Raw genomic sequence first — 24,859 nt, 5'->3', positions numbered from 1 at the left:
TTTATACTCCTTTTTTCCATTTAAACAGGGAGCTGCCGAGTTTCATTAAAATCAAATCACACAACAGTCCAATCACCCCGATAATCAGGATGGCGGCATAAACATTATCGAAATTTTGATAACGCGCTTGTTGTGTAATGAACCAGGTAATTCCCGAGGTTGCACCAATCAGTTCTGACACAATCAAATAGGTCCACGCCCAACCCAATAAGACACGTTGATCACGATAAATATCAGGCAGTGCAGCAGGAATCACCACATGGAATAGGCTTTTAAGCTTATTGGTACCTAGGGTATAACCTGCTTCAACCAAGCCACGATCAACTGTTCGGGTGGTATTGGCAATGATCAAAATTTGCTGAAATAAGGTACCAATCACGATAATGGCAATTTTCGGGGCATCATTAATGCCTAAAATCGCCACCGCCAATGCCCCAAAGGCAGGTGCAGGCAAGTAGCGAAAGAACTCGACAAAGGGTTCAGTTAGCTTGGAAATAGTATTGGAAAAGCCACACAGAATACCGAGCGGAACACCGATCAATGAAGAGATAAAAAACGCCGTAAATACAATCTTGATACTGTGCAACAGGCTTTGATGTAACCAAGGTGCATCGGCCTGTTGTGGGGGCGTGGTAAACGACGTGAAAAGTGCTTTCGCCACTTGATGCGGTGCAGGCAAATAAATTGGATTGACCAGAATACCTGTAGGCGGTGTTTTGCCTTGATTGACGGCATCTTGAGCCTCTGCATAATAAGCCTGCTTATCTATTCGGGTGCCTGCCTGTAGATAAGTGGCTGAGCCTGCATCGGTAATTTGAACTTGTGGATGCCAGATAAATGGTAAGTAACTGACGCAGCTCCAGATTAAGATGGGAATCAGAAAAGATCCCAAACTCAAGTAAAGCTTTTTCCTTTTTGACAATACTGAATGATGCATAGGTGCACACCCGTAGTAATACTAATTGAATAAAACGTAATACTAATTAGCAATTTTGATGCCATTGCAGATGCTGAATCGCAAAATCAGGATGAAGTGCATTCAATGAAAAGCGAGATAGGCACTTTGTAATGCTTTTAATGTGTTTGTGCCTATCTGTAAGTGAGTCCTTAATGCTTGAATAGATTCAGGTTGTTGAATTTTATAAGCAGTTGATCAGGAGATTCTACCCACGCTGGGTCAGGCTGAATACAATTGATGGGACAGACAGCGAGGCAGGTGGGTGCTGTGTAGAAACCGACGCATTCAGTGCAACGTTCTGGGTCGATTTCATAGACTTTTGCACCTTCATTAATCGCTTGATTGGGGCATTCAGGCAAGCACATATCACAATTGATACATGCATTGGTAATGATGAGTGCCATATCAATCTGCCGAATAGGCAAGTGCTGCAGATTGCAATTCGGTTGTGGCGTGCGGCAAATTACGAATCAATAGGGCATATTCGATATCGATCTCAGCGGAGAGTGGGATTTCTACGATATGACCTGAACCTTTGGCATTTTCAATAGCATTGCCCTTAAGATCACGCATCTGCTCTAATTTGAAGTTGATATTGCCTTTGGGTGTCATCAATTCAAGTGAGTCACCAATGACAAAGCGGTTTTTGACCTCGATGCGAATATAGCCGCCATTGCGACCCATCACTTCGCCGCAAAATTGTTGATAGTCAAAATGTGATGATCCGTCTGCATAATTTTGATAATCGCTATGCACATGACGACGCAAGAAGCCTTCGGTATAACCACGATTGGCCAATCCTTCCAGTTGAGTCAGCAGGCTTGGGTCAAAGACTTTGCCTGCCAGTGCATCATCAATAGCTTTGCGGTAAATCTGCGCAGTACGGGCACAATAAAAATAAGATTTGGTACGACCTTCAATCTTTAAAGAAGCAACACCCATTTGAGTCAGACGATCCACATGCTGTACTGCACGTAGGTCTTTGGAGTTCATGAAATAGGTGCCATGCTCATCTTCTTCGGCGGCAAACATGTCTTCATCATTACGCTGCACCAAAACAGTTTGCGCCGTAATTGTGCTGTTGTTTGATGTCTGTGAGCAACATTGCTGTTGGGTATCGACTTGCTGAACAGGAATGACATCACCATTGGCATCTTCTTGCGCTGAGTGGATTTTATAGTCCCAACGACATGCATTGGTGCAGGCCCCTTGATTGGCATCACGTTTATTCATATAGCCCGATAACAAGCAACGTCCTGAATAGGCCATACATAGTGCACCATGTACAAACACTTCCAGTTCAATTTCAGGGACATGTTTCTGGATTTCTTCTATTTCTTCGAGCGAAAGTTCTCGTGACAAGATCACGCGACTTAGACCATAGTCTTTCCAGAATTTTACTGTGGCCCAGTTAATGGCATTGGCTTGTACTGACAGATGAATCTGCATCTCGGGGAAATATTCACGTACTAACATAATCAAACCAGGATCAGACATAATCAATGCGTCTGGCTGCATGGCAATAATCGGTTCAATGTCTCGGATAAAGTTTTTGAGCTTGCTGTTATGTGGCTGGATATTGACCACCACATAAAATTTTTTGCCTAGGGTGTGGGCTTCATCAATCCCGATTTTTAAATTGTCATGATCAAATTCATTGTTGCGTACGCGTAAGCTATAACGTGGCTGGCCTGCATAGACCGCATCGGCACCATAAGCAAAAGCATAACGCATATTTTTAAGTGAACCAGCAGGAGAGAGTAATTCAGTATTCATGATGCAGAATAAAAGGCATATAAAAAATAAGGAATTATTTTAGAAAGTTCAGCATAAGGATTCAACCTAGCATTTTGCTCAGGATTTTATAGATGTTTAGGGGAAATCTAGACCATAAAAAAGCACCCGAAGGTGCTTTTTAGAATTATTGATGACGGTGCTTTCTTTTCTTCTTGTATTTTTTAGACTGGTAATTGTCATAGTCACGGTCTTGACCGACTTTACGGCCTAGAGCAGAACCACCTGCCGCACCAGCAGCAGCACCGATATAACCGCCAGTCGTACCACCGAGGTTTTTACCTACAGTATAACCACCCACGCCACCTAAACCACCACCAATGGCAGCTTCAGTACGGGTACGTTTGCTACTTGCAGCAGCTGCACCACCAGCACCACCGAGTGCAGAGCCAATCATTGCGCCGCTGTTTCCACCCATTTCTTTACCAATTGCAGTACCTACTACACTGCCAAGCGCAGACGTTGCAGCAACACGGGTTGCATTATCAGCATGAGCAGCAGTAACCAATGATGAGCTCGCAAAAACAGCAGCACATAACCAAGCATTTAATTTCATTTTTGACTCCGTGTCCGAAACATGACGGACCTCTTTTTCATGGCTGCAAATGTAACAAAGTTTGAGTATGAAAGTGTGGAGAAGCTTTTCTGAATTATTACTCTTTGGTGTCTGGATTGTAGTGTTTTGTTGCTGAGAATAGTAAGGAATGAGGGTTAAGTTTGATTAAACAATAAGATAGTTAATCACTGCACAAAAAATGAAACCTTATTTTTAGGTTCCATTCATTTTTGAATTAATCTAATGGAGCATCTTTGCTGCTTTGTTCTTCAATTTTGAGCTGGCGAGGATTCAGCTCAGTTTGCAAACGTAGATAGTTTAAGTCACGGATATTCTTTTGTGTTGCGACCACGCCAAACAGGCTTAATAAGAAAGACATGATGTAAAAGCCTTTTTCACTCATGGTCAGATCTGCATTCCATAAACTCACCAACAAAAGACCGATACAAAGCGCCATTGAAGCCCAACAGAGCCCATAGTAAATCGCCGTAACGGGAATGTCTTCGAGTTGGTCACGCACGGTTTTCTGTAATGATGCAGCAGAAAAAAGTCCATAAAGCAAGATCACCAGATAATAGCCTTTTTCATGCAAGGGCATATTGGCATTCCATAGACCAATCATAAAGCCAACGCCACCTGCGAGTAAGGCCACCCAGCTTGCAGCGATAAAGGCAGAGGTGGGACGGTTTATAAAATTATTCATAGATTATCCTGTTGTTTTATCTTTCTATTTATCCTTCATTATTTATATATAAGCCTTGATCAGAGAACAAGCAATGAAAACTAAAACTGAACAATTTGTGATGAAATGGGTGAGGAATAGTAAGTTCCCCTGATTCTCTATGTCTTTTAAGCAGTAGAGTCTGTAAACTATGCGCAATTTTTTGATTTTGCTCGTGCTTCATTGGCACTGAGTCTTTAGATTTTGAGATATTCCGCCCATGAAAGCATCACTCCGTTTAAGACTCGATCAACTTTGTGATCGTCACGAAGAGCTGACTGCATTACTCGCTGATGTAGAAGTAATTTCGGACAATAAACGTTTTCGTAAACTGTCCCGTGAACACAATGATTTAACTGAAATCACCGAGGTTTGGAGCAAATATCGTCAAGCGGAAGAAGATATCGAAACGGCTGAAATGATGAAATCAGATCCTGATTTCAAAGACATGGCCGAGGAAGAAATCAAAGAAAATAAAGCACTTTTGGTTGCACTTGAAGAGCAATTAAACGTGTTGATGATTCCGAAAGATCCAAATGATGCCAACGCAGCCTATCTTGAGGTTCGTGCGGGTACAGGTGGTGATGAAGCCGCGATCTTCTCAGGTGATTTATTTCGTATGTATAGCAAATACGCTGAAACACAAGGCTGGCGTATCGAAGTGCTTTCTGAAAATGAAGGTGAGCATGGTGGCTATAAAGAAATCATTTGCCGTATTGATGGTGAAGGCGTCTATGGTCGCTTGAAATTTGAAAGTGGTGCACACCGCGTACAACGTGTTCCTGCGACTGAATCACAAGGCCGTGTACATACCTCAGCTTGTACGGTTGCGATTCTGCCAGAAGTCGATGTAGATACCACCGTCGAAATCAATCCTGCCGATTTGCGTATTGATACTTACCGTGCATCAGGTGCGGGTGGTCAGCACATTAACAAAACCGATTCAGCGGTGCGTATTACCCATATTCCATCGGGTGTGGTGGTGGAATGTCAGGAAGAGCGTTCACAGCATAAGAACAAAGCCAAAGCGATGGCTTTGTTAGTCTCACGTTTAGAAAATGCGAAACGTGCAGCAGCGGATGCAGCAACCTCAGAAATGCGCCGCGACTTGGTCGGTTCAGGTGACCGTTCAGAGCGTATTCGTACCTATAACTACCCGCAAGGTCGTATGACCGATCACCGTATCAACCTGACCTTATATAAGTTGGATGCGATTATGGAAGGTGATTTAACTGAATTACTGGATAGCTTACATCGTGAATATCAAGCAGATCAGTTGGCGATGCTTGCACAGGAAAATGGCGGCTAATGAATATTGCTCAAGCATTAGAGATCAAAGGTGAAATTGATAGCTATGAACGTCAAGAGGCCGCGTGGCTACTCGAACATATTTTGGGGATCAATACCTTAGAACTTAAATTAAGACTTGAGCAAGAACTGACTGAAATGCAGGAGCAAGCTTATTTAGATGGGCTGGCTCGTATCGAACAAGGTGAGCCGTTGGCCTATGTCACAGGTTCACAACCGTTTTGGACGCTCGATTTAAAAGTCACCCATGACACTTTGGTGCCGCGTCCCGATACCGAAATCCTTGTGGAAACGGTATTAAAACTGCCTTTAAGTTCACAAGCCAATATTGTTGACCTAGGCACAGGAACAGGTGCGATTGCTTTGTCACTCGCGTGTGAGCGTCCACAGTGGCAAGTGACAGCAACTGATATCTATGCACCGACTTTAGCGGTGGCGCAGGACAATGCCGTTCGACATGGTCTCATGCAGGTAAAGTTTGCTTGTGGTGCTTGGTTTGCGGCTTTAGAACAGCAACAGTTTGATTTGATTGTATCGAATCCGCCATATATTGATCCTGACGATGTACATATGCAAAAGCTCAAGTCTGAACCTGAGCGTGCATTGATTGCAGATAAGCAGGGTATGGCAGATATTGAGATTATCATCACCCAAGGTAAAGACTGGCTTAAACCGAATGGCTGGATTGTGCTTGAACATGGTTATGACCAAGGCCAAGCAGTACGTGATATTTTTGAGCAGCATCATTTTAGCCAGATTAAAACAATTCAGGACTACGGACAAAATGACCGCGTGACCTTGGCCTGTTGGATCTAAGCTTGTTTGTGGATGCTATCACGCCAACCTAATAATCTATTTTCCAGTAGTTTCATCAAACTGTCGGATATTTTTCCAAGCAAAGCCAATAAAATAATCGCAATAATTACAATATCTGGGCGTGAAGTTTCTCGTCCATCACTGAGTAGATAACCAATTCCTTGAGTTGCGGCAATCATTTCGGCGGCAATCATAAACATCCATGATAAGCTCAAGCTATTGCGTAAACCGGTCAGGATTCCAGAGGAAGCAGCAGGCAACACAATTGAGATAACCCGTTGAAATGCATTGAGGCGATAGACTTTTCCTACCTCAATCAGTTTGCGATCTACATTATGGATTGCTGCAACCGTATTGGTATAGGTCGGGAAAAATGCACCAATCGCAATCAGCGTAATTTTAGAAGATTCATCAATCCCTAGCCAAAGTAATAACAATGGAATCCATGCAAGGCTTGGAATGGATTTGAGTGCGGAAAAAGTGGGTTCTAAATAAGCTTCCACTTCTTTGCTTAAGCCGACCCAAATTGCAAAAATTAAAGCTAAACCACTACCGATTGCAAAACCGATGAGTACCCGCCAAGTACTGATGTAAATGTGCTGCAGTAAATCAGTTTGAGCCAAATCCCAAAAAGATTGCCACAAGCTACTGGGTGCAGGAAGCAGATATGCTTCGATATCGCCATTTCTGACTAAAAATTCACAGAGTATTAACAGCAGAGTAGGAAGTAGCAATGCTTTTAACCAGCGATTAAAGTTTGGGCTAAAATGCCTTTTATTGGCTTGTGTGTTTTGCTGAGCTAAAAAATCTGTTAGCTCAGCCTTGTGACTTGAGTTGCGCATGGGTTATTTCACAACTTTTTGAGCAAAACGTGGGTCAAGTAGCTGATCAACCACTTGATTGACATCAGTACCTTTTCTGACCAAGTCTTCTTCCGTCAAGATTTTCCCTGACCTTTTCAGTGCCTGTGCTTGTGTAGCAGATGGAATGTTTTGTTCAAAATTGGTTCGGCTTAACTGCAATTTTGCAACAGGTAAAGGCAGTTTCGCTTCACTTGCTAACAATGCTGCAACTTTATCCGGATTGGCTTTGGCCCATTTGCGTGCTTGTTCATAAGCTTTAATCACAGCTTCTACCGCTTCTGGACTTTGTTTACTAAACTCTTCTTTGACACTCAAGACGCTATAACTATTAAACGCAACATTACGATAAAGCAATTTAGCCCCAGATTGGATTTGAGCAGAAGCCATTAAGGGATCAAGCCCTGCCCATGCATCAACTTGACCGCGTTCTAATGCTGTTTTGCCATCTGGGTGTTGTAAATGAACCAATTGAACATCACGTTTATTCAACCCGACTGTATCCAATGCCTGTAGCGTAAACAGGAAAGGATCTGTGCCTTTGGTCGCGGCGATTTTTTTGCCTTTAAGGTCTTTTAAGCTTTTGATCGGTGAATTTGCAGGAACGACCAATGCCGTCCATTCAGGTTGGCTTTGAATATAGACCGTCTTGATTGGGCTGCCATTAGCACGACTGAGTACTGCAGCCAAACCCGCGGTTGAAGCGAAATCAATACTATTGCTATTTAGATATTCTAGAGAACGGTTACTACCTTGGCTAAATACCCATTTAATTTCGGTATTCGGAAGGGCTTTTTCTAACAGTTTCTGATCTTTTACCACCAAGCTGGTTGGCGCATAGTAGGCATAGTCAAGTTTAAGCGTGGTGGGAATGGCAGCAAAACTGGAGGATATAAATACCGTAGAGAAGCCTAAAGCGAATAAAGTCTTAGAGAGAGGTAATTTAGAAAGGAAAGACATGAGCTAAATCAGCGCCGTATAATGAAATATCAGCGATCTTTACATGGATCACAGCGCATCCCAACTGAGTTATTTTGATTTAGAAATCATGATAATAGATAAAAATCAAATTGGTCTCAAGATACTGTTTTTATTCACGAACAATGTTGATTATTGTGTTGGGCTGCTATTGAAAATATCGTGATATCCTCAGCTTAATCCTCGATATATTGCTGTACTGCATTGGCTAAACGGCTTTCACCTTGTTGTTGCAGTCCATCCACCACGCCCAAAGCATCTGGCTTTTCCCGATTTTGGCTGAGTTTGAACTTTCCTGTGATCTGTGAGATTGGAATTTCGATACCGACAATGCCTTGCAGTTCCTGAGCAATATAATCATCTGGTGCATCCGACATTTTCCAAGGCATTGCTTGTTTGGCTTCATGGGTACGTGTCAGTCTAGCCAAGATGCCTCGTAGCGCTTTTTCGTCATGTAAAAAGTTGATGCTTCCTTTGACGTGAACCACTTGATAATTCCAAGTGGGTACATGTCGATGGTGTTGTTGCTTGCTCGGATACCAATTCGGTGAGATATAACCGTGTTCACCCTGAAAAATAATTAAAACCGCTGCGCCATTTTCAATTTGAGTGTGTAGCGGATTATTCTTGGCTATATGCGCAATCAGTGTCGCTGTTTGGCTGTGCTCATCACGCAATAAATGAAAGGGTAAATGATTGGCTTCTAAGCCTTCAGCACTATGACTTATCAGTGTGGCAAAAGGGTAGTCCTGAATCAGTCGGTATAATCTTTCAAGATCTGTTTCTTCAAATATTTCAGGCAAATACATTGCTTATTCCTTCGATTATTCTAAATGGCCCAAACGTTTCTTTTTATTGGGTGAAGATTTTCTATAGCTGCCCGGACTGACCCCCGTCCATTTTTTAAAGGCACGGTGGAAAGCACTTGGGTCATGGAAATGCAAATCATCACTGATGTTCTGGATTGAATCATTCGTTTTACTGAGTCGTTCAATGGCAATATCACAGCGGATATCATTTTTAAGCTGTTGATAGCTGACACCTTCTTGCTTAAGGCGACGTTGAATAGTTGCGGTTGACATATTTAGTTGCTGTGCAATCTCTTTCAGTTCATCCCATTGTGATGGTGGCTGTAGCAGTAGTTGACGGCGGATCTGTAAGCTTAACGAGTTCTCATTTTTAAAGCGTACAATCAAGTTATAAGGTGTGTGTTTAAGAAAATCTTTGAGCGCTTGTTTATCTTTTTTGATTTTATGCTTGAGATAATGCGCGTCAAACTCGATTTGATTTTGCTCGGCATTAAATTGAATGTTCTCGCAAAACCGTACCCGATAATCTTGTATTTCCACAGGTGGGTGGCATCTGAAACTCATTTTTTGGAATCCGATGCGTTGATCACTCAACCAACACATCAAACTATGCACCAACATTAAATAGGTTGAATAGGTAAACATCCGTTTTGGGTGCTCACGATCATGCAAGATCAGATAGGCTTTACTGCCTTTTTGAATCAGTTCACCCTGAATATCATCCAGCACCAAACTTAAAAATTTTAAAATTTCTTGGATGGCTTGCTCCAGCGTTTCGGCATTAAAAGCTAATTTTGCTAATAGGCTATAACTGCCTCGGCGCATGGGATGAGTATCCATACCAAGAAATTCATCATTCATACTTTCTGCAACTTCGACCCATAACTGCGCACATTGGGTCACAGGCACTCGTGCTTTGGAGGAGGTCAATAGTTCAGATGAAATACCTGCGCGATTGGCGATATTGACAATATTCAACCCACGACTTGCAGCAACACTTAATGCTTCACGGATTAAAGCATTTGAAATAGTGTCCTTAGCCGAATTAAGATCGAGGTTGAGGTTTTTGTTCATATATCAATAGAATACAGGAGAAGAATGAAATCGAATGCTCAAAAGCCGCAGCAAATTTGCTACTTTTTGAAATTGTATCGGAAAATACTTGCCTTTAGGCTTAGTTATAAAAATTTATATCTTTAATTTGATAGGAAACGTAAATGAAAATTCAGGGAAAACATTTTGTTATTACAGGTGGCGGTTCAGGTCTAGGTGCAGCAACAGCAGAATATTTAGTTGAAAAGGGGGCTTCTGTCACTTTGGTTGATATGAATATCGAAGCTGGGGAGCAACAAGCACAAACATTGGGTGCAGCAGCAGAATTTGTAAAACTGGATGTGACCGATGAAGCGGCAGCAGAACAGTTCTTTAAAGATGTATTGGCGAAACATGGCAGCGTTTATGGTCTGATCAACTGTGCCGGCATTGGCCCATCTGCAAAAGTCGTCGGTAAAGAAGGCGTACATGATTTGGCCATGTTCTCTAAAACCTTGCACATCAACGTGACGGGTACATTCAATATGTTGCGTTTTGCAGCAGATGCGATGAGTAAAAATACCGTAGCAGAAGGCGATGAAGATCGTGGTGTGATCGTGAATACCGCGTCAGTGGCTGCCTTTGATGGTCAGATTGGACAAGCGGCTTATTCGGCATCAAAAGGTGCTGTGGTGGCGATGACTTTACCGATTGCACGTGAGTTAGCGCGGCATGGAATTCGGGTCATGACCATTGCTCCTGGGATTATGGAAACCCCAATGTTGAAAGGTTTACCTCAAAATGTACAAGATGCCTTAGGGCAAATGGTGCCTTATCCATCACGTCTAGGTCGCCCAGAAGAGTTCGCGCGTTTAGTGGCGCATATTGCTGAAAATTCCTATTTGAATGGTGAGGTGATTCGTTTGGATGGTGCAATCCGTATGGCAGCCAAGTAAATTTTATTTTAATTCGGAGATTAAACTCTGATTTAATTTTAAGCCGTTGTGGATATCACAACGGTTTTTTCTTTGGTATTAGATGGTGTTTAGTATTTGATATTGTTTCCGAATCGATTTCGTTTTAAGGTCGAATCAAAATATTAATTTGGATGATAAGAACAACGATGAAAGCAATGATTTTTTTATCTGTTGCATTGACTGTGTCTTTAGCAAGCTGTGTGGGGAGTATGAACCCGACGGGTGGTAACTCAAGACCGAATTATCCCTACTATGTGACACAGCAACCGATGTTGGTTAAAAAAATTCATGTTCCAGCAGGAACCACCTTGGTCTATAAGGAACAGTACTTCAAAAAAGGCAAACAAGACCAGATTATGTCAGAAAATAAACTGACTGATATTCGATTGCCCATTGGTCAAAGCATTGATTGGGGTGGTGTACCGGTCACCATGATTTCGCAGTTTTTTAATTCAGCTATGCGCGGCTATTCTGTGTATCCCGACTTTAAAAAATTAGATACAGCTAAGCGAACTAGATTTTCTCAGTTATGGCAGCGTTGTGATGATGATCTAGGCATCAGTATCAAAGATCGAAGGGATTGGTCATTCAATAAAGCCAATATTGCTGATGTGCAAAGCTGTAGCGTTCTTTATCAACGCTATTTTAAAAATGACCAAGAACAGCAGCAGTTCTTGGATCTTTTATATCGTGAGTTGATGAAAATCAATGATCAATAAAAGAGGCAAAGCTGGTTTGGCCTTGCCTCATATCAAAGACTATTTGGCCTTAACTTCATGACCAATCAGATAAAATGTACCTCCTGCAATGTAATGCAGACTACGCAACGCTTTACTGGCATCTTGAAAGTGCCAATGTCCATCGCGGAATACCCGTGAATCAGCCCAAGCACCCACCACCGAGCCGATAAATAGATCATGCGCTTGTTGATTGTGTGGTTCTGGAATCACTTTACAGATCAGCCAAGCCAGACTACCTGCTACCAGTGGGACAGGAAAATCATCTAGGTAAAACAATTCAGTTTTGCATTCTTCTAGCTTGCTTGGATGATCAAACTGACTGATGCTCCCAAGTTGATGCACCATATCAATTTGCGCATAGCAGGGCACTTGTAAGGCAAAATAACCACTTTGCTCAACCAATTGGCGTGTTTTGGTACTTTTATCCAAGACCACTGTGACTTTGGCAGGCGTGAGTTCCAGTGCGCAAGCCCAAGCTGCTGCCATGACATTGCGCTCTTGCCCATACTGAGCAGAAACCAAAACTGTCGGGCCATGATTGAGCAGGCGATAAGCTTTAGAAAGTTCAACAGCGGTAATTTCTGGCTGACTCATAAAACATCCACAAGGTTGAGACATCGCTCCATTGTTACATAAACTTCAGCAAAACTTTATTCAATTTCCCAACGTTTATAGGCACGATTAAAACTTGAGAGAGAGGAATACCCCAATTTTTTAGCAAGTTCATCTTTGGTGATAAAAGGATTCAACATCAGTTTTTTTGCTTTTTCCTTTCTTACTTCATCATATAAGGTTTGAAAGCTGATCATTTTTTCTTGCAACATCCGTTGTAAGGTTCTTTTGGTCAGGTTTAGCTTTTGAGCAACTTGATCAATACTCAGTAAGCCTTCTGTTTTATCGTCAATCAGATATTTGACCCGTTGTAAAATATCTTGGGTCGCAAGTAGTTCATCCAATTCTTTTTGGCACAGTAATTTAAACTTTTCTGCTGTGAGCGGATCAGCCATACTAAGTGGCGCGTCTAGAAAAGTTGCAGCAGCAATTAAGCGGGTATAGGGCTGTTCATAACGTATCTCTGCAAAAGTCGATGTCAATATCTCATCAAAACGAGAAAAATAGTCAGGGTATTTACATTGTAGGTCGATGCTAGGTTTGAAGTCTGGGATAAAGAAACGGACTAAATGCACAAAACCGGTCAGAAAGAAAATACAGCTAAACTCGTAGGCTTGCGTATCAGATTCATCATTAAAATTCAGTAGCGAACGATCATAGGCAATGCTGTAATAGGCGAGCTCATTTTCAACTTTAAAATTTAATTCGACAAATGAACATTGCAAGCTAACAAATTGATTAATGGTTTCAATCGCTTCTAAAGCATTTTTTGAAATGGCAACGGTAAAACCAAGTAAGCCATGTGAACTGATTTTTAACTGCGTGCCTGCATAAAAACCGATGCCTTGTTCTTGTGTTAACTCAATGGTTCGGGCAATCACTTTTTTAAAGGCGTTTAGACTGATTTTATAATTCAGATCATGTAGTTTATCGATCTCAACGCCAGTGCCCCAAAATAATGTTTCAACAGATATATTCCATTGTGAAACCACTTCACTCAGTAGGTGAGCATAAGAACTGCTAATAAAATGCTGATTATGGAGACGGGGAATACTCATAGTGCGAAGTAAATTCCATTTTAAAGCTGATCCAATTCATTCCGAAATTAAAGCAGAGTAATGGATTTGAAAATGTGCATTCATCGGAATTTTTTCAATCCAGCGTAATTTTGGCACGAATTGTTATGATTTTGGCACAGTTTGTTTTAGTCTGAAAATCACACAATATTTCGAAGGAGTATAATTTTTGCCAGTCGTTTGTATGCTCGGAATGATTCCAGATACGAAGAAAAAGACTAAATCGTTGTAATAAAAATGAAAAATGCTAGGAGCAAAACGTGAAGAAAAAATATTTAAATGTCATGGCGCTAATGGCGGGCATGTTGGTGAGTAGTGGATCTGTGGTACATGCAGGTTTGTTTGATTTTTTTGCACCAAAGGCATCATGGCAAAACTGTAATGTGAACTCTTGTTCAGTCGGCGGTAGCACAAGTGTTACATCAAGCTATGCAAAAACCAAGTATCCAATTCTACTCGCGCACGGGATGGCTGGGTTTTCTGCTGTTGGCCCTTTGCAATATTGGAATGGCATCACCGAAGATTTGGTGGGCAATGGAGCGAATGTCTTTGTTGCACAGCAAGCTTCTTTTAATTCATCAGAAGTACGTGGTGAGCAATTATTGCTACAGGCGAAGCAAGTATTGGCAATTACAGGTGCGGAGAAAATTAACTTAATTGGCCATAGTCATGGCTCTCAATCGGTTCGTTATGTCGCAAGTTTGTTGCCGAATAAAATTGCGTCAGTCACAGCAGTAGGTGGTCCAACCAAAGGTTCAGATGTTGCAGATGTGGTTGACTCAGTGGTTAAGTCACCTGTGGGTCCAGCATTGGCACCCGTGATCGCAGCAGGGGTGAATGCCTTCTTCTCTTTGGTGGGGATTGGTTCAGGACATTATTATGATCAAGATGCACTGGCGGGCTTAAATTCATTAACCACCAGCGGTTCAGCAAACTTTAACCAACGTTTTCCAGCAGGTGTACCAACCACAGCTTGTGGTTCAGGAACAGAACTGGTCAACGGTGTACGTTATTATTCATGGAGTGGAACCAGTCCATTTACCAATGCTTTAGATCCAATGGATTATGCATTAACAGCAACTTCTTTACTGATTTCTGGTGAAAATGATGGCTTGGTACCACGTTGTTCGAGTCATTTGGGCACCGTGATTCGTGACAATTATGCATTTAACCATTTGGATGAGGTGAATCAGATCCTCGGTTTAGTTGGATTCTTACAGAACCCAGTAACACCTTATCGTACTCAAGCAAATCGTTTAAAAAATCAAGGTTTATAATTCCTTTACCAAAGGAGCAATCCGTTGCTCCTTTGGTTTTAACGGTTCAAACAAAGAAAGAATGATAAATAGAGCAAGGGATGATGAACGGTAAATTTTTGAATAATAAAACCATTAGTATAGTTTTAATCGCATGTTTATTGCTCTTATTGGCTTTAATCTATTGGATATTTAAACCAGATCCTCAAAATACCCAGCAAGCACCAAATCAGCAGGCTCAATCACAGGTCTCCGAAAATGGCTTAGAGGCAGGTCCGCAAAATAATCAAAAAGGTAAAATGCCTGAATTGGCCTCTTCATTGCGAGGCACTGAAATTGATTGTCCAATTCAGGTCGATGCCAATGGTAAATTAGTTTTAACGGTCGGTATTCGCAGCTGTTTTGATTATTTCTTTTCCAGTTTAGGTGAAAAAACTGAAACGGAATTGATTGCTGATATTCGACAGTATCTCACTGCGACATTACCTGACACAGCTTCAAGTTATGCCAGTTATCTGCTAGATCAATATGTTGCTTATACACACGCCTTAAAAAATATAAAACCGACGGGCAATTTTAAAACGGGTGATATTGATGCCTATCAAAAAGTGATTGAGCAGATGTACAAAGTACAACAGCAGTTTTTTAATGCCGCTGAGATCAATGCCTTATTTGGCAATGAACGTAATTTGAACCAGTTTAATATCGATCAAATGCGTATTCATGCCAATAAAACCCTGACCGCTCAGCAAAAGGCGGCTGAGTTGGCGAAATTGATTGATCAACTTCCAACAACTTTGGCTGATGGTGTTCGGGTTTCGATGCAATTTGCTGAATTGCAGCAACTGACTCAAGAGGTACGGGAAAAGGGCGGTTCTGCACAAGAGCTTCGTAATATGCGTGAAAGTTTATTAGGGCCTGAAGCAGCGGATCGTTTGGAAAAGGTTGATCAAGAAGAAGCTGGATGGCAAACGCAGGTAAATGGATATTTGGCTGAACGTGACCAAATTTTAAAAAGTGATGCAAGTGATGCAAGTAAACAACAGTCGATTAATCAATTACGTAATCAATCCTTTGGAACTAAAGAAGATTTATTAAGAGCTCAGTCTTATGAAATGATGCATGATCGAAAGTAAATCAATAGGGTGATGTGATAATTCAGATCTATCGTAGAGGATTTAGGGTGGATCATGATCAAGAACCGATGTGATAAGCTAAAGGGCTGATAGTAGATTGTTGTTAAAACAAAAGGATTTGTAGTTGAATTTCTCTTTCCTCAAATCCTACATCGACTTAAAATCGGCATTACCCTTGATGATAAAGAAGTTAGTCACGTGTCAGACCATTTAGAAAACGAATTTGAGCTAAGTAATGAGGAAATGCATCTCTATAGTCGTCAGATTTTATTAGATGGTTGGGATATCGAAGCACAAGAAAAATTAAAACTCGCCAATGTACTGATTATCGGAGCTGGCGGAATTGGATGTACCAGTGCAGAGCTGTTGGCACGTGCAGGTGTGGGCAAGATTACCATTGTCGATGCGGATACCATTGAAATAAGTAATCTACAACGACAAATCGCATTTACAGCAAATGATTTAGGTCGATACAAAGCTGAAATATTGGCCAAACATCTAAAAGAAATTAATCCGCATATACAGGTCAGTTATCAAAATATACGATTCGATGAAACGAATGCTGATGAACTTGTACAGCATCAAGATGTAGTCTTAGATGGCTGTGATAATTTTACCACCCGTTATTTGGTCAATGCGGTGTGTAAAAAGCATCAAGTCCCACTGATCAGTGCGTCAGCGATTGGTTTTGAAGGGCAGATGTTTATGGTGGAAGCAGATTCAGCCTGTTATGAATGCCTCTTTCCAAAAGAAGAGCATGCCAATGAAGGTCTACGCTGTGCAGAGTCTGGCGTATTGGCAACTACACCTGTAATGATAGCGTCATTACAAGCACATCACACTTTGTTGTTTTTAGGGCTTGGTCTGACGCCACTCAAGCAAAAATTGCTGCTTTGGAATGGCTTAAATCTATCGCAACGCATTCTTAAATTTGAAAAAGATGTAAATTGTCCAGTTTGTCAGGCAACTTGATCGGTAAATTGAGCAAAATTTGCTAAACTAATGCCATCTGTGAGGCAAGAAAGATTATGAAAAGAAATATTTTATTCGATGGATTACGATCTGTTGCACGTATTGGTGAAACAGTGGTGGTTGCAGCACAAGCAGGTGTGAAATATGCAACTGAAAAACCAAGCAACGCCAAACTTATGCGTGAGACCTTTGAGTCGCTTGGTTCGACTTATATCAAACTGGGGCAATTTATTGCCAGTACTCCGTCTTTATTCCCCCGCGAATATGTTCAGGAATTCCAAGGCTGTTTAGATCAAACCCCGACCTTACCATTTAGCTATATTCAAAAAGTATTAGCAGAAGAGTTTGAAGGTCGTAATCTCAATGAGATTTTCAGTTTTATTGATGAAAAACCTTTGGCTTCCGCCTCAATTGCACAAGTCCATGCCGCTCGATTAGTCACTGGCGAAGATGTGGTATTAAAAGTTCAAAAACCTGGTGTCGAAACCATTTTATATACCGACTTAAATGTAGTGCATTGGGCGACAAAACTTTTAGAAAAAGCTGTACCAAAAATCAAGTTTGCATCGCTTTCTGAAATTGTAGATGAGATCAAAACACGTATGGTACGTGAAGTTGATTTTATTGAAGAGGCTCAGAATCTAGATGACTTCATTCAGTACTTGAATGTGTCTGGTAACCAAGCAGCAACTGCGCCAAAAGTTTATCACCAGTTTTCGACTCGCCGTGTGCTCACGATGCAGCGTTTATATGGTGTGTCATTGACTGACTTTGATGTAGTCAAACAGTACGCCAAAGACCCGACGCAAGTATTGATTACTGCGATGAATACTTGGTTTGGCAGCTTAATGCTATGTAAGAGTTTCCATGCGGATTTACATGCAGGCAATCTGATGCTGCTTGAAGATGGGCGTATTGGTTTTATTGATTTCGGTATTGTTGGGCAGCTAAACCCTGAAGTATGGACAGCATGTATGGCGTTTATGGATGCTTTACAGCATACCAATTACAACGCAATGGCTGAAAACATGCTGAAAATGGGCATGACTCATCAGAAAATCGATACTCAAGTCTTGGCTGATGATTTAGAGCGTTTATTTAGTGGTGTGTTATTGGCAGATCCACAAGAAATTCTCAGTTCCAATCCAGCAGATTTGAATGACATCATGATGGATATGGTGGCTGTGGGTGAGCGTCACGGTATCAAATTCCCGCGTGACTTCGCCTTGTTATTCAAGCAAATGCTATATTTTGATCGTTTCATGCGTGTTCTCGCACCATATACCGATATTTATGCTGACCAACGTTTAAAAATGGTTCACAATATTGAACCTGCTTCGTTTTTAAAGCATTAATTTATTTATCGGTTCATTAGGTCATTATGGATGCCATTATAATTGAAGGGTTGAAGGTTGATACTGTGGTTGGCTGTTTCAATTGGGAACGCCAGATTATTCAACCTTTAATGCTAGATCTCACCATTCATAATGATCTATCTCACGCTGCCCATTCGGATGAGCTAGAAGATACGCTTAACTATGCGCAGCTTTGTGAGCTTGCAGCCCAAGTCATACAAGAGGCGAAACCCAAACTGATTGAGCACGCCGCACAATTGGTACTTGAATGTCTATTTACGACTTTCCCCACGATCGAATCGATCAGTATCACCATTCGCAAACCCGCCATCATTGCACAAGCCAATGCAGTAGGAATTCGCCTTGAACGCAACAGAAACAATTTTTGCGCTCGCACTGGCGAGTAATGTCCAGCAACAACAAAATTTCACTTTTGCTTATGAACAGCTCTCAAGTTTGGGCACAGTGGAATTTTCTCCAATTTATGAAATTCCGTGTCGAGATGGGATCGGGGCTGATTATTGGAATTCTGCCTGCCTATTAAAAAGTCGGCTTTGTGTTGATGAAGTGACAGAAATCCTTAAACAATTAGAAGCACAATCAGGTCGAGTTCGCCCGTCACATCATATTAGTTTGGATATTGATGTCATCGCATGGGGTGAAACCTTAGATCATATGCAATTTAATCCAAAAAAGTTACCATTGGCTTTGGATGTAAAAATTCCTTTATATGATTTATGGCAGCATGCGGATTTAGCTCATCTTCAAAACATGCAGTATCCTGTCATTACAATGTAATACTTTGATGAAGTAACACTATAATAATAGGAATTTTTTTATGAAACTTATTTTGATTTTATCGACTTTAACGGTTTTACTTTCGGGTTGTGCGGCCATGAGTGTCGAACAATGTAAAACAGCAAATTGGTTTAATGTGGGCGAAAGAGATGGCTCCGATGGGCATGAATCACGGTTAGATAAATACTATTCTTCCTGTCAAAAAGCCAATATTGTGCCCAATCAAAAGCTTTATGAACAAGGCTATCAAAAAGGTCTAGGCTATTATTGCCGACCAGAAATTATCTTTAGTGAAGCACTCGAAGGTCGTGGCGATATTCGTGTTTGTCCAATCGAAAAACGTGAATCCTTACGCAGCTACTATCAAGTTGCCAATGAATACTATCAAGCAGATTCAGAGTTTGATCGTTCTCAAAATGATATGAACCGTTATTTGAAAGAGCTAGAACGTAAGGATCTTTCAAGCAAAGTACGGGATGATTATCAAAAACGTTTATATGATTTGCGTATCAATAGCAGCTGGGTACAGTCACGTTACCATCAAGCTGTTCGAAATCTAGAACGCTTTAAGGCCGAACATGGTTTGTATTAAGCATTGATGCTTACGTAATGATTTAAAAAATCCATGGCTGCGTCCATGGATTTTTGTTTGTGACGAAACACACTTGAGTTACATACGCATGTATACAGGGATGTTTAAATAGATAACAAGCGAATAATGAAGGAATTATTTATGCAAGCCAAGTTACTTATTGCTGTAGGGATTATCCTCTGTGGCAGCATGAACTCAGCCTATGCAATTGATGCCAAATATCGACAACAATTAGAACAATCGGGTTGTACCCAAGTCAGTGAAGTACAGGGCTGTGATATAACGAAAAGCAAAGAGGAAAATAGCAAGGCGGGATTTGTCGAGCAGACGGTAGAGGTATCAAGCCCGAGTGCATCAGCAACAACACAGCAACCACAGTGGGTTGCTGAGAGATCGGATGGTTCAACATTGGCTCTGATTAAAATTGATCAACAGCAGCGGGTTTGGGTGAATGACACACGTGTTATTGCAGTAAAGAAGAATGATCAGCTAAGTTTTAGACAAGGTAAAATCGACTACACGATTTTTACCGATTTGGACAAGCAGTCACAGAGCTTTTGGAATGACCGTTATTCGACTGATAAAGGCAAAATTGTATTTCGTTAATTTTGATTATGTCAGTTAAAAGAAAAGGGAATTACCTCGCAATAATTCCCTTGGATAATTTAAAGATAATAACTGGTTTTAGTCATGAGTTTTGAAATGGCAGTCATGGTAATCCGTACAGGTGCTGGTAAGTCCACACCACCTGCTTCTAAGGCGGTATCGCGATGATGCAATTCATCTTCATTCATCTGGACTAAAATTTTACGTGAACGTTCATCATGTGCAGGAAGTTGTTGAATGTGTTCCTGTAAGTGTTGGCTAACTTGACGTTCAGTTTCTGCCACAAAGCCCAAACTGTATTTGTCGCCTGCAATTCCTGCGATTGCCCCCATACCATAAGAAAGACCGTACCAAATTGGATTTAATACACTGGTGTGGCTATCTAATTCTTTTAAGCGATCTTCACACCAAGCTAAATGGTCTTGTTCTTCAATCGCGGCTTGCTGCATTTCTTCACGGACATGCGGTAATTTTGCAGTGAGTGCTTGACCATGATAAAGCGCTTGAGCACAGACTTCACCACTATGATTAACTCGCATCAAGCCTGCAACATGACGGGCATCACTGACACAAAGTTGTGATGGTTCATCGCTGGCGGGATTCGTCCGTTGAGCACTGGTCGCGCCTGGTACCAAACTACGTAAGGCTTGATCAAAAGAATGAATTACTTTATCGAGACCTGTGTAATGACGCATAGATTAATCCTCTAAAGTATTGGGAGCATTTTCCAATAAAGGTTTTAGGCGTTTTAATAACCAAAATGAAAAAATTGCACTTAAAACAGCGGTAATGGTAAATAAGATTTTAATATCAATTTTTAAAATGCTTAAGATTAAAATTGAGAAAACTGCGGAAGAGACCATAAATACAGCATTTAAAATATTATTTGCTGCGACAACTCGTGCTCGATGTGAGCGTGGTGAATAGGCCTGCATCATGGCATAGAGTGGCACAATATAAAATCCACCACTAATGCCCAGTAAAGTCACTGCCAACATCACATGATAATAGACTGCACCGAGCGTAAACATATCTTTTAAGCTGAGTAAGTCACCCGTACGCTCAGGTACAAAGGCTAGACTTGCTGCCAGATATAGCGCAAAAATAGTTAAGCCAATTGCACCATAAGGCACCATCTTGATATTAATATCCGAACCGCCAATTCTTCGACAGAGTAAGGAGCCGACACCAATACCGACCGAGAAAAAGGTGAGTAATAGGCTCACCACATTTTCCGAAGCATGTAGGTTTTGTTGAGTCAGTTGCGGAATCTGGGTTAGGTAGGTTGCACCATAGAACCAATACCATGAGTTGCCTAGCAAAATTACAAATACGACAGGGATACTTTTGGCATATTTGATGGTTTGAAAACTAGTACGAATAAAGTTCCAATCAATTTTTAAATCAGGTGCTGCGACTTTCTGCGGCAAGATAAAGCGGCTACACAAATAGCCTAAGCAAGCAATTGCCACGACTGTAATACTAATCCAAAGTAAGTTACCTTCAGAAGTGGCAATCACGGCACCACCTAAAATCATCCCCAGTAAAATCGCAATCGATGTACCTGACTGAAACAAGGCGTTGCCTGACATCAACTCTTGCGGCTTTAAAATCTCAGGTAAAATGGCATATTTGATTGGCCCAAAACAGGTTGAGTGAGTACCCATTAAAAATAAGGCGAACAGCAGTAACCACAAATTCCCGAGCAGGAAGCCAGCAGTACCAATCAACATGATCACGATTTCTAATATTTTAATGAAGCGAATTAGTTGCGAGCGTTCGTATTTATCGGCAATTTGACCAGCAGTCGCTGAAAAGAAAAAGTAGGGCAAAATAAATAATAAGGCAGCTAAATTATTGAGGGTACTGACAGGGGCGCTTTGTTGTTGAATCCAGCCATAGGTAATAACTAACAGCAACGCTTGCTTATAAACATTATCATTAAGTGCGCCAAAGAACTGAGTGAAAAACATCGGGGCGAACCGACGCGAAGTCATTAAGTGCTCGTCTTGTTTCATCGTGTGTTCACTTCATTGTGATTTATAAAAAAATGTGACGAACTGTAAAAATGTGATGAAATGCATGTATGATACCTATGTCTGATTGGATGAAAAATCAAAGATTTGAAGTTATTTCACCCATCAAAAACGATAAATTAAAAAACAAATTTAGAGTTTTACATGCCATCTAAAACGAAGTTTAAACAGTCGACACTGGTTCATTCTATGCATTTAATTTTTAAAATGCAGGGTTTTCCTAAACTTATTTGTAGTGGTTTTTTAATTAGTTCTTGTATATCAGTTGTTTATGCTCAAGAACAAAATTCAACTGTGCCTGAAAATCAGGCAGTTGAACAGACGGAACAACCGGTCGAATTGCCAGTTGCAGCGGCAGCACCGACGGTTCCAGCAATCAACCTTACCGATCAAGGGGTATTGCCTGGACAGGACAGTTTGGCAGCATTAAAAGAACAAGAACAATCCACTAACCAAATTAACGAATTGAAACCGATTCAATTGGATGACAATTTAGAAAATTTGCCTGTAATTCCTGTGGATCAAGGTATGGCAAATGAAATCTTCCGTGTTGCTGAAGATGCGAAAAATGAAGCACAAGCATATCGCGAAAATACGGCAAGAAACCCAGAACCAATCATCACTGATGCATCACAGACGGAACTGACTGAAATCAAGCAAGCGCCGCTGAATATTGACCAATTGATGGGTGAGATTCAAGCAGACAGTAAAATTGTGGTTGAGGCCAATGAAACAGGTAAAACATTAGCTGATTTGCAGCCTAAGTCTGATCAACCACAGGAAAAAGTTGGATTCTTTAAGCGAATTGTAAATCGCTTCCGACCAGAAAACTTATTAAATACCGATAAAATTCCACGTATTACAGCGGATGTGAGCGGTGCACCGCCTATTCTTGCCCTCAATATTAAGGCAAAGCTCTCAAGTTTTACTCAAGAATCATTTGAGGAATTTAATGTCGCTTTACCACAACTTCGTGCACTCACTAATCAGGCAGCACAAGCGGTCGGTTATTACAATGCAACTTATACTTTTGTAAAAGAGAGCGACAGCAAAGTTAAGGTGATTGTGGTTCCAAATGAACCCGTTAAAATTAAAGAACAAAATATTGAATTCACTGGTGCAGGTGCAAATACACCACAGTTCCAAGTCATTCGCTTAATTCCAGAACAAGATGTAGGCGATATTTTTAATCATGGTTCATATGAAGCAACCAAAACTAAAATCACCACGGTGGCTTCAGACAATGGTTATTTTGATGCATTTTGGCGCTTGCATGATGTCAAAATTAGTCAGCCTGAAAAAACGGCCGAGATTAATTTAAATTATGAAACAGGTGAGCGTTATAAATTAAAGCAAGTTGAATATCGGATGAGTGATCCGAGCAAGCCGTTGCCACTTACTCAGAAGGTTTTAGATAGTTTGGCACCATGGAAAGAAGGTGATGATTATGCCTTCTGGCGTGTCAATGCATTGGCGAATAACTTAACCAACTCGCGTTATTTTAACTATACCTTGGTGGATACGATCAAGCCGGATGCCATTCAGCCACCCCTTGATTTACCGCCCGACTTACAAGCCTTGGTTGATCAGCAACGTGTGCAAGAATCACAATTGATGAGTAGCCAACAGAAAGCGGATCTTGCGCGTGCCAAAATTACTTCAGCACAAGAGGTGACGCAGGATGTGGTTGATGAATCACAGTTCTCGGGTGCTGAAGCTGCACAACCTGCTTTGGCTCGTTCAATGCCGATGCCGTCTGTACATGACGATGACGACGAAGAACGTCAAAAGCTTGAAGAACAAACACGGATCGAAAGAAAAATTCCTGTGGTGGTGACACTCAATGCTGATCGTCTTAATAGTTTAGAAACAGGTATCGGTTATGGAACCGATACAGGGGCACGTATTCGTACTCAGTATCGTCGTGCCATTGTGAATAAATATGGGCATTCTTTCGATGCCAACGTTGAGGTTTCAGAAATTCGCCAATCGATTGATGGCCGTTATAGTATTCCTTATAAACACCCATTGAATGACTACTTTAACCTTGTGGGTGGTTATGAGCGGGAAACCCGTGATGATATTGGTCCAGATATCAATCTATTGGTTGAATCAGCGGTTTTGGGTGGTGAACGCGTTATTAAAAACCCATTGGGGGATTGGCAACATACCTTTGGCTTGCGTTATCGTCTAGATCGTTTAACCAAAAAAGGTGATGTGGATATCAATGAGCTTCCAGATGCCTTTAAAGTCTCTGGTATTGACTCTGAGCAGGAATCATTGCTGTTAGGTTATGAAGCATCTAAAACCAATGCCAATACACGCTTAAATCCAACCCGAGGTTTTAAACAAACTTATAAAGTTGAATTGGGTACAGAATCTTTACTCTCAGATGCCAATATGGCAATTGTCAGTGCAGGTTGGCGCTTTATCTATTCATTGGGCGAAAACGACAATCATCAATTTGTTGGTCGTGGTGATGCAAGCTATATTTTTACCGATGACTTTAATAAAGTCCCTTATAACTTGCGTTTCTTTACCGGTGGAGATCAGTCTTTACGTGGTTTCGACTATAAGAGTTTATCACCTGAAGAAAATGGCTATAAATTAGGTGGTCAAGCCTTAGGGGTTGGCTCATTAGAATATAATTATCAGTTTAAAGATGGCTGGCGTGCTGCAGTGTTTTCGGACTTCGGTAATGCCTATGACAAACAATTTAGCAACCCAACAGAATATAGCGTGGGTGTAGGTATCCGCTGGAGATCACCAATTGGACCAATTCGATTAGATATCGCATCTGGTATTTCGAATGATAACAATCCAATTCGTTTGCATTTCTTTATTGGTCCACAGCTTTAAAACTTTATTGAG

26 protein-coding genes are annotated in these 24,859 nt (G+C 41.1%); 13 read left to right on the top strand and 13 right to left on the bottom strand.

Going from position 1 to position 24,859, the window contains the following annotated elements; all coding sequences use genetic code 11:
* Position 1: 1 nt before the first annotated feature.
* The 5 genes from GBI66_RS04430 to yiaA all read right to left on the bottom strand — a co-directional run bounded on the left by GBI66_RS04430 (position 2) and on the right by yiaA (position 4,011).
* Positions 2-937, bottom strand: a complete 936-nt coding sequence (locus tag GBI66_RS04430) for an ABC transporter permease (RefSeq protein WP_151715291.1) — start codon at positions 935-937, stop codon at positions 2-4.
* A 170-nt stretch (positions 938-1,107) separates the two neighbouring features.
* Complete coding sequence (locus GBI66_RS04425; RefSeq protein WP_151715290.1) at positions 1,108-1,362, bottom strand: YfhL family 4Fe-4S dicluster ferredoxin; 255 nt, start codon at positions 1,360-1,362, stop codon at positions 1,108-1,110.
* Position 1,363: 1 nt separating this feature from the next.
* The gene (gene yegQ, locus GBI66_RS04420) at positions 1,364-2,734 is read right to left on the bottom strand and encodes a tRNA 5-hydroxyuridine modification protein YegQ (protein ID WP_151715289.1); all 1,371 of its coding nucleotides are present in this window, start codon (positions 2,732-2,734) and stop codon (positions 1,364-1,366) included.
* Between the two features lie 145 nt (positions 2,735-2,879).
* Positions 2,880-3,308: a hypothetical protein gene (locus GBI66_RS04415; protein ID WP_151715288.1), complete on the bottom strand. Its 429-nt coding sequence runs from the start codon at positions 3,306-3,308 to the stop codon at positions 2,880-2,882.
* Positions 3,309-3,543: 235 nt separating this feature from the next.
* Complete coding sequence (gene yiaA / locus GBI66_RS04410; RefSeq protein WP_005313236.1) at positions 3,544-4,011, bottom strand: inner membrane protein YiaA; 468 nt, start codon at positions 4,009-4,011, stop codon at positions 3,544-3,546.
* 238 nt (positions 4,012-4,249) lie between these two features.
* Between yiaA and prfA the strand changes: the two genes are divergently transcribed.
* Entirely contained in the window at positions 4,250-5,338 is a 1,089-nt protein-coding gene (prfA, locus tag GBI66_RS04405; RefSeq protein WP_004653992.1) for a peptide chain release factor 1, read from the top strand.
* The gene (prmC, locus tag GBI66_RS04400; protein WP_151715287.1) at positions 5,338-6,153 is read left to right on the top strand and encodes a peptide chain release factor N(5)-glutamine methyltransferase; all 816 of its coding nucleotides are present in this window, start codon (positions 5,338-5,340) and stop codon (positions 6,151-6,153) included. The genes prfA and prmC overlap by 1 nt, the downstream gene beginning before the upstream one ends.
* Here prmC and GBI66_RS04395 read toward each other — a convergent pair.
* From GBI66_RS04395 to GBI66_RS04380, 4 genes are all read right to left on the bottom strand, one after another.
* Positions 6,150-6,995 (bottom strand): ABC transporter permease, encoded by an 846-nt coding sequence (locus GBI66_RS04395; RefSeq protein WP_151715286.1) that lies wholly within the window; start codon positions 6,993-6,995, stop codon positions 6,150-6,152. The two genes, prmC and GBI66_RS04395, sit on opposite strands and share 4 nt — an antisense overlap.
* A gap of 3 nt (positions 6,996-6,998) precedes the next feature.
* On the bottom strand, positions 6,999-7,973 hold the full coding sequence (locus GBI66_RS04390; protein ID WP_151715285.1) for an aliphatic sulfonate ABC transporter substrate-binding protein: 975 nt from the start codon (positions 7,971-7,973) through the stop codon (positions 6,999-7,001).
* 194 nt (positions 7,974-8,167) lie between these two features.
* Positions 8,168-8,800, bottom strand: coding sequence for an FMN-binding negative transcriptional regulator (locus GBI66_RS04385; protein ID WP_151715284.1), 633 nt, complete (start codon positions 8,798-8,800; stop codon positions 8,168-8,170).
* A gap of 15 nt (positions 8,801-8,815) precedes the next feature.
* A complete protein-coding gene (locus GBI66_RS04380) occupies positions 8,816-9,874 on the bottom strand; it encodes an AraC family transcriptional regulator (protein WP_151715283.1) in 1,059 nt (352 codons plus the stop codon).
* A gap of 143 nt (positions 9,875-10,017) precedes the next feature.
* Here GBI66_RS04380 and GBI66_RS04375 point away from each other — a divergent pair, with 143 nt between their 5' ends.
* Both GBI66_RS04375 and GBI66_RS04370 read left to right on the top strand, forming a co-directional pair.
* On the top strand, positions 10,018-10,788 hold the full coding sequence (locus tag GBI66_RS04375) for a 3-hydroxyacyl-CoA dehydrogenase (RefSeq protein WP_004806439.1): 771 nt from the start codon (positions 10,018-10,020) through the stop codon (positions 10,786-10,788).
* Between the two features lie 167 nt (positions 10,789-10,955).
* Positions 10,956-11,528 (top strand): hypothetical protein, encoded by a 573-nt coding sequence (locus tag GBI66_RS04370; protein ID WP_151715282.1) that lies wholly within the window; start codon positions 10,956-10,958, stop codon positions 11,526-11,528.
* Between the two features lie 39 nt (positions 11,529-11,567).
* Here GBI66_RS04370 and GBI66_RS04365 read toward each other — a convergent pair whose 3' ends face one another.
* Entirely contained in the window at positions 11,568-12,143 is a 576-nt protein-coding gene (locus GBI66_RS04365) for a flavin reductase family protein (RefSeq protein WP_151715281.1), read from the bottom strand.
* A 56-nt stretch (positions 12,144-12,199) separates the two neighbouring features.
* Positions 12,200-13,219: an AraC family transcriptional regulator gene (locus GBI66_RS04360; protein WP_151715280.1), complete on the bottom strand. Its 1,020-nt coding sequence runs from the start codon at positions 13,217-13,219 to the stop codon at positions 12,200-12,202.
* A gap of 278 nt (positions 13,220-13,497) precedes the next feature.
* Between GBI66_RS04360 and GBI66_RS04355 the strand changes: the two genes are divergently transcribed.
* The 8 genes from GBI66_RS04355 to GBI66_RS04320 all read left to right on the top strand — a co-directional run bounded on the left by GBI66_RS04355 (position 13,498) and on the right by GBI66_RS04320 (position 19,952).
* Complete coding sequence (locus tag GBI66_RS04355; RefSeq protein ID WP_151715279.1) at positions 13,498-14,514, top strand: triacylglycerol lipase; 1,017 nt, start codon at positions 13,498-13,500, stop codon at positions 14,512-14,514.
* A gap of 83 nt (positions 14,515-14,597) precedes the next feature.
* Positions 14,598-15,629 carry a lipase secretion chaperone gene (locus GBI66_RS04350; protein WP_151715340.1) on the top strand — a complete coding sequence of 344 codons (1,032 nt, stop codon included), beginning with the start codon at positions 14,598-14,600 and terminating at the stop codon, positions 15,627-15,629.
* A 243-nt stretch (positions 15,630-15,872) separates the two neighbouring features.
* Positions 15,873-16,601 (top strand): ThiF family adenylyltransferase, encoded by a 729-nt coding sequence (locus tag GBI66_RS04345; protein WP_373885778.1) that lies wholly within the window; start codon positions 15,873-15,875, stop codon positions 16,599-16,601.
* A 56-nt stretch (positions 16,602-16,657) separates the two neighbouring features.
* A complete protein-coding gene (locus tag GBI66_RS04340; RefSeq protein ID WP_004806458.1) occupies positions 16,658-17,956 on the top strand; it encodes an AarF/ABC1/UbiB kinase family protein in 1,299 nt (432 codons plus the stop codon).
* Between the two features lie 26 nt (positions 17,957-17,982).
* A complete protein-coding gene (gene folB / locus GBI66_RS04335; protein ID WP_151715277.1) occupies positions 17,983-18,363 on the top strand; it encodes a dihydroneopterin aldolase in 381 nt (126 codons plus the stop codon).
* On the top strand, positions 18,320-18,754 hold the full coding sequence (locus GBI66_RS04330) for a 2-amino-4-hydroxy-6-hydroxymethyldihydropteridine diphosphokinase (RefSeq protein WP_151715276.1): 435 nt from the start codon (positions 18,320-18,322) through the stop codon (positions 18,752-18,754). The genes folB and GBI66_RS04330 overlap by 44 nt, the downstream gene beginning before the upstream one ends.
* Positions 18,755-18,794: 40 nt before the next feature.
* Positions 18,795-19,346, top strand: a complete 552-nt coding sequence (locus GBI66_RS04325; protein ID WP_004806464.1) for a DUF2799 domain-containing protein — start codon at positions 18,795-18,797, stop codon at positions 19,344-19,346.
* Between the two features lie 141 nt (positions 19,347-19,487).
* Positions 19,488-19,952: a hypothetical protein gene (locus tag GBI66_RS04320; protein ID WP_151715275.1), complete on the top strand. Its 465-nt coding sequence runs from the start codon at positions 19,488-19,490 to the stop codon at positions 19,950-19,952.
* Positions 19,953-20,011: 59 nt separating this feature from the next.
* On the opposite strand, the gene coq7 is transcribed toward GBI66_RS04320, so the two are convergent.
* Together coq7 and GBI66_RS04310 are read right to left on the bottom strand one after the other, a co-directional pair.
* Positions 20,012-20,647 (bottom strand): 2-polyprenyl-3-methyl-6-methoxy-1,4-benzoquinone monooxygenase, encoded by a 636-nt coding sequence (coq7, locus tag GBI66_RS04315; protein WP_005313273.1) that lies wholly within the window; start codon positions 20,645-20,647, stop codon positions 20,012-20,014.
* A gap of 3 nt (positions 20,648-20,650) precedes the next feature.
* Positions 20,651-21,970 (bottom strand): MFS transporter, encoded by a 1,320-nt coding sequence (locus GBI66_RS04310; protein ID WP_151715274.1) that lies wholly within the window; start codon positions 21,968-21,970, stop codon positions 20,651-20,653.
* 162 nt (positions 21,971-22,132) lie between these two features.
* Between GBI66_RS04310 and GBI66_RS04305 the strand changes: the two genes are divergently transcribed.
* On the top strand, positions 22,133-24,847 hold the full coding sequence (locus tag GBI66_RS04305; RefSeq protein ID WP_151715273.1) for an autotransporter assembly complex family protein: 2,715 nt from the start codon (positions 22,133-22,135) through the stop codon (positions 24,845-24,847).
* Positions 24,848-24,859: the final 12 nt, after the last annotated feature.

This window comes from Acinetobacter sp. TUM15071 (genome assembly GCF_008980925.1).
In the GTDB taxonomy this organism is placed as follows: domain Bacteria; phylum Pseudomonadota; class Gammaproteobacteria; order Pseudomonadales; family Moraxellaceae; genus Acinetobacter; species Acinetobacter dispersus.
The sequence above is the reverse complement of the archived record's forward strand: the minus strand, read 5'-3'. Positions and strand labels throughout refer to the sequence as shown.

Excerpts from the sequence above, each read along its gene's own strand:
- GBI66_RS04430 (WP_151715291.1), bottom strand. The coding sequence starts at position 937 with ATGCATCATTCAGTATTGTCAAAAAGGAAAAAGCTTTACTTGAGTTTG.
- GBI66_RS04425 (WP_151715290.1), bottom strand. The coding sequence starts at position 1,362 with ATGGCACTCATCATTACCAATGCATGTATCAATTGTGATATGTGCTTG.
- yegQ (WP_151715289.1), bottom strand. The coding sequence starts at position 2,734 with ATGAATACTGAATTACTCTCTCCTGCTGGTTCACTTAAAAATATGCGT.
- GBI66_RS04415 (WP_151715288.1), bottom strand. The coding sequence starts at position 3,308 with ATGAAATTAAATGCTTGGTTATGTGCTGCTGTTTTTGCGAGCTCATCA.
- yiaA (WP_005313236.1), bottom strand. The coding sequence starts at position 4,011 with ATGAATAATTTTATAAACCGTCCCACCTCTGCCTTTATCGCTGCAAGC.
- prfA (WP_004653992.1), top strand. The coding sequence starts at position 4,250 with ATGAAAGCATCACTCCGTTTAAGACTCGATCAACTTTGTGATCGTCAC.
- prmC (WP_151715287.1), top strand. The coding sequence starts at position 5,338 with ATGAATATTGCTCAAGCATTAGAGATCAAAGGTGAAATTGATAGCTAT.
- GBI66_RS04395 (WP_151715286.1), bottom strand. The coding sequence starts at position 6,995 with ATGCGCAACTCAAGTCACAAGGCTGAGCTAACAGATTTTTTAGCTCAG.
- GBI66_RS04390 (WP_151715285.1), bottom strand. The coding sequence starts at position 7,973 with ATGTCTTTCCTTTCTAAATTACCTCTCTCTAAGACTTTATTCGCTTTA.
- GBI66_RS04385 (WP_151715284.1), bottom strand. The coding sequence starts at position 8,800 with ATGTATTTGCCTGAAATATTTGAAGAAACAGATCTTGAAAGATTATAC.
- GBI66_RS04380 (WP_151715283.1), bottom strand. The coding sequence starts at position 9,874 with ATGAACAAAAACCTCAACCTCGATCTTAATTCGGCTAAGGACACTATT.
- GBI66_RS04375 (WP_004806439.1), top strand. The coding sequence starts at position 10,018 with ATGAAAATTCAGGGAAAACATTTTGTTATTACAGGTGGCGGTTCAGGT.
- GBI66_RS04370 (WP_151715282.1), top strand. The coding sequence starts at position 10,956 with ATGAAAGCAATGATTTTTTTATCTGTTGCATTGACTGTGTCTTTAGCA.
- GBI66_RS04365 (WP_151715281.1), bottom strand. The coding sequence starts at position 12,143 with ATGAGTCAGCCAGAAATTACCGCTGTTGAACTTTCTAAAGCTTATCGC.
- GBI66_RS04360 (WP_151715280.1), bottom strand. The coding sequence starts at position 13,219 with ATGAGTATTCCCCGTCTCCATAATCAGCATTTTATTAGCAGTTCTTAT.
- GBI66_RS04350 (WP_151715340.1), top strand. The coding sequence starts at position 14,598 with ATGAACGGTAAATTTTTGAATAATAAAACCATTAGTATAGTTTTAATC.
- GBI66_RS04345 (WP_373885778.1), top strand. The coding sequence starts at position 15,873 with ATGCATCTCTATAGTCGTCAGATTTTATTAGATGGTTGGGATATCGAA.
- GBI66_RS04340 (WP_004806458.1), top strand. The coding sequence starts at position 16,658 with ATGAAAAGAAATATTTTATTCGATGGATTACGATCTGTTGCACGTATT.
- folB (WP_151715277.1), top strand. The coding sequence starts at position 17,983 with ATGGATGCCATTATAATTGAAGGGTTGAAGGTTGATACTGTGGTTGGC.
- GBI66_RS04325 (WP_004806464.1), top strand. The coding sequence starts at position 18,795 with ATGAAACTTATTTTGATTTTATCGACTTTAACGGTTTTACTTTCGGGT.
- GBI66_RS04320 (WP_151715275.1), top strand. The coding sequence starts at position 19,488 with ATGCAAGCCAAGTTACTTATTGCTGTAGGGATTATCCTCTGTGGCAGC.
- coq7 (WP_005313273.1), bottom strand. The coding sequence starts at position 20,647 with ATGCGTCATTACACAGGTCTCGATAAAGTAATTCATTCTTTTGATCAA.
- GBI66_RS04310 (WP_151715274.1), bottom strand. The coding sequence starts at position 21,970 with ATGAAACAAGACGAGCACTTAATGACTTCGCGTCGGTTCGCCCCGATG.
- GBI66_RS04305 (WP_151715273.1), top strand. The coding sequence starts at position 22,133 with ATGCCATCTAAAACGAAGTTTAAACAGTCGACACTGGTTCATTCTATG.